Origin of the sequence: Chitinophaga eiseniae (genome assembly GCF_900167135.1) — a bacterium.
Taxonomy (GTDB): domain Bacteria; phylum Bacteroidota; class Bacteroidia; order Chitinophagales; family Chitinophagaceae; genus Chitinophaga; species Chitinophaga eiseniae.
This window is the reverse complement of the sequence record NZ_FUWZ01000002.1, coordinates 67,845-83,272: the sequence shown is the minus strand read 5'-3', so window position 1 is coordinate 83,272 and position 15,428 is coordinate 67,845. Positions and strand designations below refer to the sequence as shown.

Here is a 15,428-nt window from a genome sequence, read left to right as displayed (position 1 = left end):
CATGAGCAGCCGGCTTTTATTACTGATTTTACTCCTGCCTGTTTTCTGTACGGCACAGCAGATCCGGGGGAGTATTTTATCCAAAGAGGGACCATTGCCTTCTGCGACTATCGTCATCGATGGCGCCGGAACGCAGACCGATCTTTCCGGGGTGTTTAACTTCACCCTCCGGAAAACCGGGAAAGTGACACTTAAAATCAACTACGTAGGGTTTGCCATTAAAATAATTGAGGTAGATGTCAAACCGGGATTGAACCAGCTGGGCGCCATTATGATGGAGCCTGCCAACGATGTGCTGGGCGAAGTGGTGGTGAAAGGCGCTTCCGCCGGTTCACAGATACGGGCCATCAGCATCAAAAAAAATGCGCCGGGCATTATGGAAGTACTGGCCGCCGATGCTATCGGTAAATTGCCGGACCGCAATGCAGCAGAAGCGGTGCAGCGTATCCAGGGCGTTTCCATTGAACGGGACCAGGGTGAAGGACGTTATGTATCTGTACGCGGCACACCCATTCAGTGGAGCGCCACCCTGCTGAATGGTAACCGCCTGCCCACCGCCAGCCTGGATTATACCGACCGCCGTATCCAGATGGATATCTTCCCTTCAGAACTGATAGAATACGTACAGCTGTCCAAAGCCATCACCCCCGATATGGAAGGGGATGCCATCGGCGGGTCCATCAATTTCATCACCAGGGCGGCGCCGCTGTCCCGGATGCTGCGGATCAACGCCGCCGGCGGGTATGGCGACCAGGCCCGCAAAGGTTCCTACAACGCGTCCGTCGTTTATGGCGACCGCCTCCTGAAAGGCAAACTGGGCTTCATCGTATCTGCCGTTATCTGGGACCGCACCGCTGCACAGGACCGCTACAATATGAACTACGACTTCGCCAACCCGAACGAAAAACAGTCGTATTCCATCACCGATCTGCAGCTGCGCGACTACATCGCCCACCGGAAAACCACCGGCCTGAATGCCGGCCTGGAATATAAATTCAACGACCGGCACAAGATTCAGTTCAGAGGTATCTACAGTTCCTTCCTCGACGGACAGAACGTACGCGAGACCTATTTCTATTTCAACAATAAAAACGCTACCATCACAGACCGCGCCTCCAATTATTTCACCGACCTGTATTCCGGCGAATTAAGCGGTCAGTCTGTTTTCTCCGGAAAGCTCATGCTGGACTGGGCTGCCAGCATGGATAAATCGAAGTTCCGGTTTAAAGATCCGGGATACTACCCTATGGCCACTTTCCAGCAGGCAGTTGCTTATGAAGGCCTCGCGGCCGATGGTAAAAAGTACCTCGCCATGGACGCCCCCGACGGAAAGGGTGACGTGATTGACGCCGTATTACCGCATATATCGGCCAATACCCCCATCACTGCCGATGCCATGAAACTGTCGCAGGTGATCATGCTACGCGCCACTAACTGGGAGGAGAACAAACGTTTCAGTTTTAATTTAAAATATACCCCGTCAGAAAAGCTCCTGCTGAAATTCGGTGGTAAGTTCATTCACAAAGACAAAGTGGTGCAGTCGCCTTATAACATATACATCGCAGGTATGCAGGGCGCGGCGCCGTCCATGGCCAGCCTCGGCACCGAACCTTTCCCTTACAACGGCGGCTTCCTGTCTGAAATCCATTCACCCTACAACAACGTGATCATCGATCAGATGGCACTGGGTAATCTGCAATCGCTGGTTACGCCGGAAGGTATCAGCCGGTATAAACTGTATCCCTTCCAGGTGGATTCTGCTACCAATGCATCCGGCGCCACCAAGTACTTCAGCGGTGTGGAAAACGTATATGCGCTTTACGTGATGGGGGAATACAAAGTGTCCGATAAACTGATGCTGACCGGCGGTATCCGCAATGAGTACAACAAGGTGACTTTCAATGGCAGCAAAGTGAACGGCAAGCAGGTAACGACCCTTACACAGGACAATAGCTACAACGCTTTCCTGCCGATGTTGCATGTAAAATACCAGCTAACGGAGAAGGATATACTGCGGGTGGCTTATACCCGCAGCTTTGCCCGCGCGGATTTCAATAACCTGAACCCCGGCACTACGCAGGACGATGCCAATAAACTCATCACCCGGGGCAACGCGGCCCTGAAACCCACGTTTGCCAATAATTTCGACCTGATGGCCGAACACTATTTCGGTGGTATCGGCATGGTTAATGCAGGCGTGTTCTACAAAAAACTAACCGACCTGGTATATACGAACCAGTCTTCTGAAAATATCAATGGTATACAGTATACCGTGAGCGAACCCCAGAACCTGCAAGGGGCTTGGCTGGCAGGTGTCGAAGCTGGCTTTGTGAAACGGTTCACCGGACTGCCTGGCTTCTGGAAAGGCTTTGGCGTGGATGTCAACTATACCTACACCGATTCCCGCGTGAAAATCCCCCGGTTTGTGAACAACGAAAAGGTGGAAGACAACAGTGTGATCCCCAAACAGGCCAAACATATCTTCAACGCCTCGCTCTTGTATGAATACGGAAAGTTAATGACGAGGATAGCGGGCAACTACAAAGGTAAATACCTGGATGTAATCCGTCAGGCTGCCGGCCCGGACCATTACCGCTGGTATGCAGAGAACTTCACGGTCGACTTTTCCGCTTCTTATGCCATTACGCCGAAGATCAGGACATTCCTCGAACTGAATAATATCACCAACGCGCCGGTACGCTATTACCACGGCACTTTTGATCGCGTGGAGCAAGCCGAATGGTATTCGCTCCGCGGACAGATAGGCGTGAGCGTTAAAATTTTCTAAAGACAAAAAAACGATTAACGATGAGAATAAATATTACCCATGCATTGGGGACAATGCTGATGGCCTGTGTTACCACCGTTTGCAGTGCGCAGTCGCTGGACAAGCTCAAAATAAACCAGGTGCAGGTACTGGGCACACATAACAGTTACGCCCGTCCGGTGGATTCCTCCGTGCTGGCTTTGATTGATCCCGTCTTTGAAAAAATGGGAGAGACGTATATGAAAAGCATGCCGAAAGAACAACTGGCCGCTTTCCAGGAGTTTCATCCCAACAAAGTAAAGATGAGCGAAGGACTGCATTACAATCATCCTCCGTTTGATGTACAGCTGGACGCGGGTATCAGGAGTATCGAGATAGATGTGTATAACGATCCTACCGGTAACCGGTTTAACCATCCTGCGGCCTACCAGGTGCTGCGCCGGAAAGGTGTGACGGACCTCGCGCCTTTTGATACCACTGACCTGGACAAGCCGGGCTTCAAAGTGTTGCACATGGCAGATATTGATTTCCGCACGCACTATACTACCTTCAAAGGCGCGCTGGCGGCTATGCGCTCCTGGTCCGACGCTCATCCCGGCCACTTTCCGATCTATGTGATGATTGAAGCAAAAGACAAAGGTATCCCGTTGTTCCCCGGAGCTGCGGAGGTATTGCCTTTTGACGAAAAGGCTTTCGATGCCTTAGACCAGGAGGTGCTTGCGCAATTGGGGAGGGACAAACTGATTACACCTGACGATGTACACGGCAGGTTTCCTACACTGCGTGAGGCGGTGCTGGCAAAAAACTGGCCGACCGTAAAAGCCGCCCGCGGAAAATTTGTTTTCCTGCTGCTGCCTTCCACGGCTGGTATGAACCTTACGTCCGACTATGCTAAGAACAGGCCTAACCTGGAAGGCCGGGTGATGTTTATGCAGTCGCAGCCACAGGACAGTTATGCTGCGTTTTTACTGCTGGACAATGCCATTACACGCCAGCAGGAGATACAGCAGGCCGTGCAGCAAGGTTTTTTGGTAAGGACCCGCTCCGATATAGAAACGTATGAGGCGAAAGTGAATGACCATACCCGTGCCGATGCAGCATTTAGAAGCGGCGCCCAGATTATCTCCACGGATTTTTTCCGGCCGGGGAATGGTTACGGCACGCCGTATTTTGTGACCCTGCCGGGAGGCGGGGAAGCAAAGCCTAATCCCGTGAATGCCCGCAAATAATCAGGGTTTGTTTCTCTGGTGACAGCATAACTTCTGCGGAGGTTATGCTGTCTTTTTTGTGAGGGTGCGTAGCGCTTTTTTGACGATGTAGGCGGTCGCTTTGCTATCGCTTTCCTGTTGCCAGCGCTGGCAGAGCGCCTGTACGAAATCGGGCCGTGTTTTACCGGCATCGTTGAGCCAGTTGCCTACACTGTCCTGTACATACCGGGCTTCATCCGCTTTTAGCGGCTCCAGTATTGCCAGTGCCTGTGAGGGTTCTTTTTTGAGGACTTCTATATGCTCGCACCATACGCCTCTGGGCCTGGTGGCTTCTGTGGCGAACCTCCTGACATAAGGATTGTTGTGGGCGGTCCAGGTGGACAATATAGTGATGCTTTCCTTTACGTGTGTGGCTATATCCGGCCGGACAGCCATCCAGCAGATTTCTCTTACCCCGAAATGATCATCGGCCGCAAAGACCTGGATACGTTGCAGCTTTTCTGCCAGCGATAACGCGGGATGGCGGCCGATGGTATAGGTGGCCCAGCACCGCACCATATCAGCCGGATGCTGCATCATCTTATCCAATAGTTCCTGGTCCTGGTGGGTGGTTGCCAGTGACAAAAGCGTGGTCCCGATAACTTCGTTGAGCGTATTGACCGTCTGTTTTTTTAGCTGGCCGGCAGCAGACAGTACGGGCTTCAGATATTGTTGCCGGTCCAGCTGTTGCAGCAGGTGGGCGAGTAATGTCCGCTGGTCTACGGCCAGCCATTCGGTCAGGTTGACCGAGGATGTTTCCCCATTGTTCAGTTGGCGTTGTATTTCCGGCGTGATGTCCTTCGTAGATCTGGCGCCTTTGCGGGTGGGTTTGTCCATGTTTGTAAAAATGAATAATATGCAGGCAGGCCTGTTGTTTTCGCAAAGGTGAGAAAACAAATGGAGCCGGACAATACCGCATATTTTTATCCCATAGGGACAAAAAAGTCAATTTTATGAAGACAAAGGACCGTGCTATTGAAGAAAAAATTTGCCCGCTGGAATTTGCTGTTAATGCCATCAGCGGAAAGTGGAAGATCCCTATCGTGTGGCAGATCAATGAAGGGAAAAAGAGGCCCAGCGAGTTTTTGCGGGGTATTGGCCGTGTAGACAGGCGGGTACTCAATCAGCAGTTGAAAGAGCTGGAAGCTGCGGGTATTATCTCCCGTGAAAGTTTTAATGAAGTGCCTCCCAGGGTGGAGTACCGGCTTACTGCACTGGGAGCGGAGCTGGTGAAAGTGTTGTGGCAACTGAATGACTGGGGGGATTTACTATTGCGGCAGGCAGCTAAAGTATAACGGCCACGCCTGTGTTCCGGAGCTGCTACCGGTTCCCTGCCGGAAATAATCCCCCTGAATCGCTATGGGTAAAGGATTACAGTGCTTCGGCAGAAATGGCTATTTTGTGTTATGGCTATTCAAGCCATTGATAGTCAGATGAAAAGGTGAGGTTGCCTCACAAAAAGGTTTTTGGTTATGATTACGGGAATGTCTATCTTGTATCAGAATACGCATACGACCATACCCAAAAACCATTTCCCATGAATTCCCAGCAGTATATGGAACTGTACTGGCAACAACTGAAGAATCTGGGCCTGAGCAACGAGATGATTAACCTGTACCGCCAGCAGATGGAACAGTCGATGAATACGACTGATCAACTTCTTCCATTTGCGGAAAACATCAAACAGTTTAATCAGTTTTTTACCGGCGACGATGCCGATGAAGAAGCGCTCAGCCGGGAACCGGAAACGGTGTTGCTGAATAAAACCAGCTTACTAACACAGGAACAACAATGGGCCGTAGCCTGTGGGGCCGATCTGGCTTTCCTCAACGGCCAATACCTCAACGACCTTACCACGGGTATTTCCAAACCGGAATGCCGTCAGTTACTTTCCGAATGGTGGGACATCGACAGTCCGGAAGAACTGAACGAGATGTTCGCATGGCTCCGGGAGAGCGGCCACAGAATTGATTATGACATCATCTTACAGGCCATCAGCAGCGTGTCCATGAAAGAAAGCAAAGCCTTTCTGCGGGAATACATTGCGGCCAACGAGCTGGAAGAGGCCGTGGTGATGGAGCGTCTGCGCAATACCCGCGATGCGCTGGAACTGTTCCGCAGCAAACAGCTCATCCACGACAAGCTGCAGCCGGATATGCTGATATGGGATTTTGCCCGTATCATCAACCTCTCCAGGGCAGGCTTTGACGCGGGATACATCGGGTATGAAGCGGCATTGGAGCAGATCATGGCCTGCGTGCCGGTGATCAGGCGTACTTACAGTTCATGGAGGCACCTGTCGCTCTCCTACCAGTTTGCCCGCTGCGTATGGAATGGGGTGGAGGAAGATAGTTTCCAGGCGTTGCAAAACAATATGAATTACCTGTTGCAGGCGCCGGACAGCCCCTGGGTAACGCTGCCCTGGAAGGCATAGGCCTATAACATATCAAATAGCTTATTACGGGCCAGCAGGGAGGCGCCAATTACGCCGGCCCTGCTGCCCAGCTTGGACAGCTTGTATTGCGTATCATTATTGACAAGGCTAAGGGAATATTTATTGATGGCGCTCCGCAAAGGCAGGAAAATCGTTTCCCCCGTGGCGGACAATGCCCCTCCCAGGATAATCAGCTCCGGATTATACAGGTTGATCAGAATAGCAATGCCTTTGCCCAGTTTCTCTCCGATGGCGGCAATCAGCTCTATGGCCAGCGTATCGTCGTGATTAGCGGCATCCAGAATATCTTCCAGCGTAATGTCTTTCACCGCTATTTTCCGGGTGATGCCCGAAGTAGCCCCTTCAGATAACCGTTGTTTGAACTGCCGTACCAGCGCCTGTCCGGATGTTTCGGTTTCGAGGCAGCCTTTCTTGCCGCAGTGACAGAGGATCTCGTTTTCAAAAAAGGGGATATGCCCAAACTCACCGGAAAAACCGGATTTGCCATAATACAGTTCCCCGTTGATCATAACGCCCAGGGCTATACCGTAATCGGCGTTGATGAAAATTACGTTTTTTTCATTCTTCACCACACCATTGCAGAACTCACCGTAGGCCATGGACCGGGAGTCGTTTTCCACATAGGTTTTAACGCCCAGTTTACGCTCTATGATGCGGGTAAGGGGTTCTTCATTGAAATAAAAGTAGCTGTAACTGTAGCCGGTGCGGTAGTTGATACGGCCGGACAGGTTGATGCAGATACTGGAGATCTTCCTGGCGACGCCTTTCAGCTCTTTGATGAACTGGCTGATCAGGCGGCAAAGCTCGTCCAGCGAGGCGGCCGTGTTGCTCAGCTCGTAAGGGATCTTTTCCTGGAACTTCACCAGCTCCTTCTGGAAATTGAGCAGGCCGATGTTGATATAATTGTTTTTGACCTCCACGCCCAGGAAAAACAGGGAGTTGGACTCCAGCCCATACAGGTTGGGCCTGCGGCCCACGGTGGATTCTGTTTTGCCGTAGTCCTTTACCAGCCCGGCTTCCATCAGTTCGTTGATCAGCTCTGCAATCTTGGGGGAGCTTACATTCAGCACCTTGCTCAGGTCCGCAATGGTGGTGCTGCCCTGGTTGGCAAACCACGACAGGATGCTTTTCTTCAGCTGGAGGTTTTTGTAAGCAACGCCGGTTATCTCCTCGTTATACAGATCACTGAGAAATGAGTTGTTTCTTGCCATGTATGGGTTGATAAAGGATTTGTTTGATGATACCAAGATAATCAATTTCCCCCATTTGGTCCATCTGGTGACCAGACAAGAAAAACCCCCGGTATATACCGGGGGAAACTATACGCTATAAATATTACGTCCTTGTCTTAGACGTTAACTGACACATGAGCGGAATGTCTTATAGTACATAATACCTTCTGCCTGTTTCCAGTACTTCCTCCTGTGGTTCGTACTGTTCCTGTAACATCTGCCGCAGGTCTTTTTCAATATTGCGGGCGATGGTGGTTACCGGCGTATCTGTAGGTTTATTTTCGAACGGGTCCTGCAGGTTGATGCCCATCTTCTCTATCAGCAGGAAAGAGGAGGCGATGGCAATCACCAGCGGTATTTCCATAAAGCCCAGTACGTCTACCAGGGAAAATGGTAATAACAGGATAAAAAAGATCAGCGTAAAGTGCGTGTACAGGCTGTAAGTGGCCGGAAACACCGTATTCTTGATCCTTTCGCATTTACCCATAGAATCGCACAGGCGGGACAACGTCTGGTCCATACATACCTGCTGGTACTGGTTGATCCAACCATTGTTCAGCGCTTCTTTCAGGTCCTTACCATGTAAAAGCAACAGGGCAGCCGGTACATTATCATATTTCATCAAATGGTTCAACTCCCTTCTGGTGATTAACCTGTCTAACCCTTTTACCGGATCTGTTTTTCTTAATGACTGCCCGAGGCTGTAACACCAGGCTGCCTGCCGCTTTACAAACCGTTCCTGAAAATGCTGCATCTCTTCTGATGCGTAGGTGGAATCCATCAAACTCAGAACCTGTCTTGTCAGGGTACGGGAATCATTCACGACAGCGCCCCAGATGGTCCGTGCTTCCCACCAGCGGTCGTACGCCTGGTTGGAACGGAAAGCCAGCAGCAGTGATAAGACAGTGCCCAGCACCATGGGTACGGCTATCGGAATACTGATAAAGGTCAAATCAAACTGGAAATACAGTACACTGATGGCCATGGTATACACCGCTACCAGCAGCATCTCGTATTTGATTTTACCGAATACATATTTTAAGGGGATATTCTTCTTTAGTAACATAGCTCCCTGTTTTTAGTAGTTATTCTGAAGCCATCAGCAGCGCGGAAATAGTAGATTTGGCGACTATCTTCCGGGTAGATCCGGTCAGTGTTGTTTTAATCAATGGATATTTGGAAGAAGCGATCAGTTTGGCCGGATTGAAACTTCTTTTGGAAGGACAAATAAAATCGTTGTCGGTCGGCTGCAGGATCACATCTATGTTCTGTGCCAGGCAGAAGTTGCGGAATGCCACCCTGGTATTACCATGGAAAAATTCCACTTTCAGCTTATTGACAGAAGAGGCATATTTGTTACGGATGATCTCGCAACCATCTTTGAAATCGGCGGTGATCAGCTCGATGTGCCTACTGTTACGGGTATACGTAATCAGGTCAAACAATGAATCGGGCATATGCAAGGCGTGCATAAAAATGATATTCACAGCTTCGTTGGGGTAGTGGGCTACAACGCTGTGCACATATCCCAGTGAACGTATGGAGAAATCGGTCGGAATGAGTATATTTTTCATAGCTGTTGCTTTTATGATCACAAAACTACCAGCCGCAGGTTAGTAAGCGGTAAGAAGGGGGTTAAAAGGTGGTAAGAATGTGGTAAGAAAACGGTAAGAAAAGCAGCCGCTACAGTGGAAGTTCAACTCTGATCTCGGTTCCCACGTTTACCTGGCTTTCTACGATGATATCTCCTTTATGCATCCGGAGGATATTCATCGCCAGCGGCAGCCCGATACCATACCCTTTAAAGAGGCCGGTATTGGAGGCGCGGAAGAAGGGGGAGAAGATATACGGCAGGTCGGCAGGCGGGATACCGATACCCTGGTCTTTTATATTGATCAGTATTTTCAGGTCGGTGGCAGCCAGCGCAATGGAAACAGGCTGGTTGTTGGAGTATTTGATGGCGTTCATCACAATGTTGCTCAGCGCCAGTTCCAGCAGTTGTTCGTTGCCGTTGACAGACAGTTTTTCTTCTTCTTCCGGGAAGAGGCTGTAGTCTATCTCTACTTTATTGCCAGGGTGTATTTTATCTACGGTGCTTTTGATGGTGAACAGCAGCTCATCCATGCGCACCTGCCCCCAGTCCTGCTTTTTGCCGTCGAAGCCGGTCTGCGCAAGGTGCAGGAGGCTCTTGGTAATATGTTCCAGCCGGCCGGCCTCGCTAAGGATACTGCGCAGGGCGGCGGTATAATTTTCAGGAGTCCTGTCTTTATTGAGTGCCAGTTCTGCTTCGCCAATGATGGCGGTGAGGGGGGTGCTCAGTTCATGAGAGGCGTTGCTGACAAAGTTATTCTGCGTTTCAAAGGCCGTTTCCAGCCGGTCCAGCATATTGTTGAACGTGGTGGCCAGCTCATTGATCTCATCATGACTTTCTTTGGCCTGCAGCCGCAGGTGCAGGTTACGGGAGCTGATGCTTTTCACCTGGTGCATAATATGCCGGATGGGCCGGAAGATATACCGGGAAAAGAAGGCGCCCACCGCAATCAGGATAGCGGAAGACACCACGAAGCAGATCAGCAGGATTTTGCGCAGCCATCCCAGGTAATCGGCGCTGTACTGGTTGATGGCCGATACGATCACGATATACAGTCCCTTTTTGCTTTTGTAGAGCACCCCCTCATAGAAGCGGTTGCCCTGGCGATAGGTGGCCTTACTGTTGGTCAATACCTGCTGATAGAAGCTGACTGGCAGTTTCAGGGAGCTGTCCTGCTGCACCTGGCCGTTGCCGCTCACCTGTAACAGGTATTCTTTTTCGGCAGGCAGTTTCTCCAGGTGTTCGTCACGGATCTCGTTGTAGATCACAGAGTCGGCCTCGTAATAGGGAAGAGAGGCCCGGGCGGTAAGGTAGGCGCGTATTTCGAGCCGTTTATAAAAATCTTCGAAAGAATGCTGGTTGGCAAAATAATACACAAGTACGCTCATCACCATGATCGTAGAGATGGTGAGACCGGCAAAGATGAGCAGTATTTTAGTGCGTATTTTCATCCGCCTTTTGTTCCTTTAGCATGTAACCCAGTCCCGTTACGGTTTGTATCAGTTCAGGGAGATTGTTTTTGTTGATTTTTTTCCGGAGATAGTTAATATAGACGTCCACCACTTTGGTGTTCATATTAAAGTCGATGCCCCACACCTGTTCCAGGAGTTCCATCCGGGACAACACTTTCCGGGGATTTTTCATCAGGTATTCCAGCAGCCGGTATTCGGTGGCGGTGAGCTGGATGTTTTTCCCTTGCCTGCTGGCCGCTTTGGTGTCGGTGTTCAGTTCCAGGTCGCCCAGTTGTAGCAGTCCCAGCTCCGGGGTGGTAACGGGGGCGGTTATATTATTTTTGCGCCGTGTCAGGCTGCGGATGCGGGCTTCCAGTTCTGCTAGTTTGAAAGGCTTCACCAGGTAGTCGTCTGCACCGCTGTCCAGCCCCATCACGATATTTTCGGTGGTGCCCAGCGCCGTGAGCATGAGTATGGGCGTGGCTATCTGTGCGGCGCGCAGGGCGCGGCACACTTCTATCCCGTTCATATTGGGAAGCATCACATCCAGTATGATCAGTAAAAACGAACGGTTGTCCAGCGCCATACGCAGGCCGCTGGCGCCATCAGGCGCAACGCTCACTTCATAGCCGGCTTCCGCCAAACCGCGCGTGATCACGGATACTACCGCCGGTTCGTCCTCTACTAACAGTAATTTCATACACGACAAATATAGGACATGTAGGCTAAAGCGTATCCCCCGGGAAAATATTTTGTGGTTGACTTTTAACAAAACAATAGCAGGCCCGCTATTGCAGGATGCATATAAATATTATTCAGACCGGAGCGCATTCACAGGGTTGTCCAGCGCTGCGCGCAGCGTCTGGAAACTGATCGTCACCATGGCTACCGACAGTGTAAGCAGACCTGCCATACTGAAGACGGTCCATGAAATAGGTGCACGGTAAGCGAAACTGTTCAGCCACTGACTCATCGCCCACCAGGTCAGCGGCGTGGCCACCGCCAGCGCAATCAATATCAGGTACACGAAGTCGCGGCTGAGCAACGTCACAATATGTCCTGCAGAAGCCCCCAGCGTTTTGCGGATGCCGATTTCTTTCCTTCGTTTGGTGATGCTGAAGGCGGTCAGCCCCAGAATACCCAGGCAGGTAATGAGCAGGGTAAATACAGAAAACAGCTTCACCACCTTACCGAATTGTTCATCCCCCTGGTATTGCTGTTGATACATAGCGTCGAGGAAATGGTAGTCGAACGGATAACCGGGATGCTGCTGTTCCCATAGTTGTTTAATAGCAGCCAGTGTGCCGGGCATATCGGCGGTGTGTATTTTCAGGACGTAAAAGTTGCCCGTGTCATCGTACCAATGGAACATCGGCAGCAACACGTCTTTCATGGACTGCTGGTGGTAGTTCTCTGTTACGCCCACAATGGTGGAGTAGGGGAGGGTGTCGCTAAAGGAGGGCGTTATCCTGCCGCCAACGGCCGCTTCGGGACTGCTGAAGCCCAATAGCCTGGCTGCTTCCCGGTTGATGATCACGGCGTTGGCGTTGTTGCTGCCCGGGTCGAAATTGCGTCCTGCAGCCATTTTTATCTGCATGGTGGGTATAAAACCGGCGTCGATACTATAGAGGTAGTAGTTATACCCCGCTCCTGTCCCGGAGCCATACTGGCTGATCCCGGAACTGCTGCTCACCATGGAAAGATCGATACCGGGTACCGAACCGCAGGCAGACACCTGCTTTACCTGCGGCAGCTGCAGCACGCTGTTACGAAAGGCGGTCAGGTCGTTTTTCCGGGCAACTTCCTCGTCGGCAGACGGCGCGCTGACAATCAGCACCTGGTCGGTACTCAGGCCCAGGTCCTGCGTACGGAGCCAGTTCAACTGCCGGTATACGATGAAAGAGGCGGAGAGCACGACCAATGCGGCGGTAAACTGCCCTACGACCAGTGCCTTCCTGAGCAGCACACCTTTGGCGCCACCGGTAAATGTTCTTTTGGTCACGCTCACCGGTGGTACACCAGACAAAAACAGCGCAGGGTAAATACCGGAAAGCAGGCAGTTGAGCAGAAAAAGGGCGGCCACCATGAGCCATAACGTCGGAGAAACAAAGAAGCCGGCATCTTCCGGCCGGTTCATCAGGTTAAAGTAAGCGGGCAGCGCCAGCTTAACGAGTACAAGGGCTGTACCCATCGCCAACAGATTAATCAACAGGTTTTCTACCATAAACTGGCTGATCAGCATACTACGGGAAGAACCCAATGCCTTACGCATACCTGTTTCCCTGACTCTTTCAGCAGCACGGGCGGTGGTAAGGTTCACATAATTCACGGAGCCCACCAGCAGTATAAGAACAGCAGTGACCATAAGAAAGCGTACTGTCCTGATGTCTCCGTTGATCTCCGGTTCGAAGGATTTATGGGAGTACAGGTGGATATCTTTGATGGCCTGTGCGGTGAAGATATTTTCCCTGATATGTTCTTTGGACAGTTTTTTCAGTTTTTCGTTGAGAAGCGGGAGACTGCTATGCGGCGCCAGTTGCACATAGGTGAAGGTGTTGTTGCCGTTCCAGTTATCCAGTACCCGGCCAAGGGAGGGCAGTGTGGCGTAGGAGACCAGCGCGTTGATTTTGAGATGGGTATTGGGGGGCAGGTCTTCTATCACACCGGAAACGGTGAATACTTTATTGAGGATCTCGAAAATTTTGCCTTTGGCATGTACCTGTCCAAACAGTTTCCTGGCCACGGAAGCGGTGATGACCGCCTGAAACGGTGCATGTAGCGCGGTGGCCGGACCGCCTTCAATAAAACGATAGTTGAATACGGTAAAAACAGACGGGTCGGCGGCGTAGAACCGGTCCATCCGGAAAATCCGGTTGCCCTGTTTTATTTCGCGGAATTCTTCCATGGACTGTATCCGTACAAAATCCTTTATTTCCGGTATTTCCTTTTTCATAAGAGGTCCCAGTGGATAGTGGGTTTCGCAGTCGGTCACCACAAACTCCGCTCCCTTGTAGCGGTCCAGCGTCACACGGTATATGTTGTCAGCATTTTTATAGAAATCTTCATAACTGTATTCAAACCGCAGGTAGTGCGTGATCAGCAGAAATGTAGCGGTGGCCAATGCAAGGCCCATGACGTTGATTAACGTGTACAGACGGTGCTTGTTCAGGTTCCGCCAGGCAATTTTCAGGTAGTTGCGTAACATGAGACGATATTGGTTGACCTGAATGCACAATAACATTGCCAGCCATGAAAGGACCGGTGGTACTGGCTGTAGCGGTCCTGGTTTGTTCACGGGCGGACAGCTTTCTGTCCGTTTCCGGACAACGCCCTGTTTCCCTGCGTTTGTTTTTTGGCTATCTTGAAGTGTAAATCAAACCGCATCCCATATGCCTGTGTTACGTCCGTTTGTATTGTCCGGGGGAGGCGCCCGTGGCTATGCCCATTTAGGCGTGCTGAAAGCTTTTGCCGAACGGCAGATTTTTCCGGAAGCTATTGCAGCCACCAGTGCGGGCTCTATTGCCGCCGCATTTATCTGCGACGGTTTTCATACGGATGAAGTCCGGGAAATATTCCGGCAGCAGAAGCTGGGGTTATCCATGGAATGGAAAAACTGGCGCGCCGGTTTTTTGTCGTTAAAAAAAGTAGAAGAGGCCCTGAAGAAAAATCTGCGGCATACTACTTTTGAATCGTTGCCTGTGCCGCTGTATGTGGCGGCAACCAATTTTGCAAACGGTGAACAGAAAATTTTCGATCGCGGTCCGCTGATACCGGCTATCCTCGCAGCTTCTACAATTCCTATGTTATTCCGCCCGGTGGACATAGACGGGGTCCCTTATGTGGACGGAGGACTTTCCGGTAACCTGCCTGTTGAACCGCTGCTGTTAAAATATAAACGGGTGATAGGCGTGCATGTAAACCCGCTGACACCGTATAACCCTGCGGGTGGTTTTTTTGCCAACATGGAACGCACGGTGCATATGGCTATCCGGGAGCCGGTGCTGAAAAGCAAACAACAGTGTGAGTATTTTATCGAGCCGGAAGGATTAGGGCAATTCGGGATATTCGATTTCAGTAAATTTGATGCGATCTATACTATCGGTCTCGGCTATACGCGGAAGTTACTGAAGACAATGATGTAAGATCAAAAACAGGCCGGAGCGCTTACGCCCCGGCCTGATATAAATTACGCTTAGTTATTTTCGGTGTACTTGCGGAAGTTGTCCAGGATAGCCTGCCAGCCAGCCTGTTGCATTTCCGGCGAGTTGGTGTTTTCAGGATCAAAAGTTTCGGTAATATGGGTAGTATCACCGTAGCTGTTGAAGATGATCTTTACGCGGCGGTTGTCGCCGAGCTGATAAGTGATCAGTTCGTGTTCTTTCACTTCAGTGTATTCGCCGCCGAAATCGAAGCTGAAGCTGCCGTCTTTAGCAGCCATGGTAGTGCTGAATTTACCGCCGGTACGCAGATCGTTGGAAGCCTCGGGTGCGTGCCAGTCGTCGGATGCTGCACACCATTGGGTGATGTGTTCCGGAGCGTTCCAGTATTGCCATACTTTTTCAATAGGGGCGTTGATAGTGCTTTCTACGGTAATGGTAGTCTGATTTGCGGTTGTCATGATATAAGTATTTTAGATTTTTTTTGTTTGTTGTTGACAATACAAACTTACGGCGACTTGTCCGGAT

13 protein-coding genes are annotated in these 15,428 nt (G+C 50.8%); 5 read left to right on the top strand and 8 right to left on the bottom strand.

All coding sequences use genetic code 11. The annotated features are described in order from the left end of the window. The first annotated feature begins 1 nt into the window (after position 1). Complete coding sequence (locus B5D63_RS09940; protein ID WP_078668671.1) at positions 2 to 2,788, top strand: TonB-dependent receptor; 2,787 nt, start codon at positions 2 to 4, stop codon at positions 2,786 to 2,788. A gap of 20 nt (positions 2,789 to 2,808) precedes the next feature. Further along, positions 2,809 to 3,996, top strand: a complete 1,188-nt coding sequence (locus tag B5D63_RS09935; protein ID WP_078668670.1) for a Ca2+-dependent phosphoinositide-specific phospholipase C — start codon at positions 2,809 to 2,811, stop codon at positions 3,994 to 3,996. A gap of 42 nt (positions 3,997 to 4,038) precedes the next feature. On the opposite strand, the gene B5D63_RS09930 is transcribed toward B5D63_RS09935, so the two are convergent. Then, positions 4,039 to 4,851 (bottom strand): DNA alkylation repair protein, encoded by an 813-nt coding sequence (locus tag B5D63_RS09930; RefSeq protein ID WP_078668669.1) that lies wholly within the window; start codon positions 4,849 to 4,851, stop codon positions 4,039 to 4,041. Positions 4,852 to 4,967: 116 nt separating this feature from the next. Between B5D63_RS09930 and B5D63_RS09925 the strand changes: the two genes are divergently transcribed. Further along, positions 4,968 to 5,309, top strand: coding sequence for a winged helix-turn-helix transcriptional regulator (locus B5D63_RS09925; protein ID WP_078668668.1), 342 nt, complete (start codon positions 4,968 to 4,970; stop codon positions 5,307 to 5,309). 242 nt (positions 5,310 to 5,551) lie between these two features. Then, positions 5,552 to 6,448 (top strand): DUF1266 domain-containing protein, encoded by an 897-nt coding sequence (locus B5D63_RS09920; protein WP_078668667.1) that lies wholly within the window; start codon positions 5,552 to 5,554, stop codon positions 6,446 to 6,448. Between the two features lie 2 nt (positions 6,449 to 6,450). Here B5D63_RS09920 and B5D63_RS09915 read toward each other — a convergent pair whose 3' ends face one another. The 6 genes from B5D63_RS09915 to B5D63_RS09890 form a co-directional block, all read right to left on the bottom strand. Further along, complete coding sequence (locus B5D63_RS09915) at positions 6,451 to 7,680, bottom strand: ROK family transcriptional regulator (RefSeq protein WP_078668666.1); 1,230 nt, start codon at positions 7,678 to 7,680, stop codon at positions 6,451 to 6,453. Positions 7,681 to 7,849: 169 nt separating this feature from the next. Then, complete coding sequence (locus B5D63_RS09910; RefSeq protein ID WP_078668665.1) at positions 7,850 to 8,767, bottom strand: bestrophin family protein; 918 nt, start codon at positions 8,765 to 8,767, stop codon at positions 7,850 to 7,852. Between the two features lie 19 nt (positions 8,768 to 8,786). After that, positions 8,787 to 9,275 carry a hypothetical protein gene (locus B5D63_RS09905; protein ID WP_078668664.1) on the bottom strand — a complete coding sequence of 163 codons (489 nt, stop codon included), beginning with the start codon at positions 9,273 to 9,275 and terminating at the stop codon, positions 8,787 to 8,789. 109 nt (positions 9,276 to 9,384) lie between these two features. Next, positions 9,385 to 10,743 (bottom strand): sensor histidine kinase, encoded by a 1,359-nt coding sequence (locus tag B5D63_RS09900; RefSeq protein ID WP_078668663.1) that lies wholly within the window; start codon positions 10,741 to 10,743, stop codon positions 9,385 to 9,387. Then, entirely contained in the window at positions 10,727 to 11,443 is a 717-nt protein-coding gene (locus B5D63_RS09895) for a response regulator transcription factor (RefSeq protein WP_078668662.1), read from the bottom strand. Before B5D63_RS09895 ends, B5D63_RS09900 begins: the two co-directional genes overlap by 17 nt. 111 nt (positions 11,444 to 11,554) lie before the next feature. Further along, on the bottom strand, positions 11,555 to 13,948 hold the full coding sequence (locus B5D63_RS09890) for an ABC transporter permease (RefSeq protein WP_159455969.1): 2,394 nt from the start codon (positions 13,946 to 13,948) through the stop codon (positions 11,555 to 11,557). Between the two features lie 184 nt (positions 13,949 to 14,132). Between B5D63_RS09890 and B5D63_RS09885 the strand changes: the two genes are divergently transcribed. Beyond that, complete coding sequence (locus B5D63_RS09885) at positions 14,133 to 14,885, top strand: patatin-like phospholipase family protein (RefSeq protein WP_078668660.1); 753 nt, start codon at positions 14,133 to 14,135, stop codon at positions 14,883 to 14,885. Between the two features lie 50 nt (positions 14,886 to 14,935). Here B5D63_RS09885 and B5D63_RS09880 read toward each other — a convergent pair whose 3' ends face one another. Next, positions 14,936 to 15,361 carry an SRPBCC family protein gene (locus B5D63_RS09880; RefSeq protein ID WP_078668659.1) on the bottom strand — a complete coding sequence of 142 codons (426 nt, stop codon included), beginning with the start codon at positions 15,359 to 15,361 and terminating at the stop codon, positions 14,936 to 14,938. Positions 15,362 to 15,428: the final 67 nt, after the last annotated feature.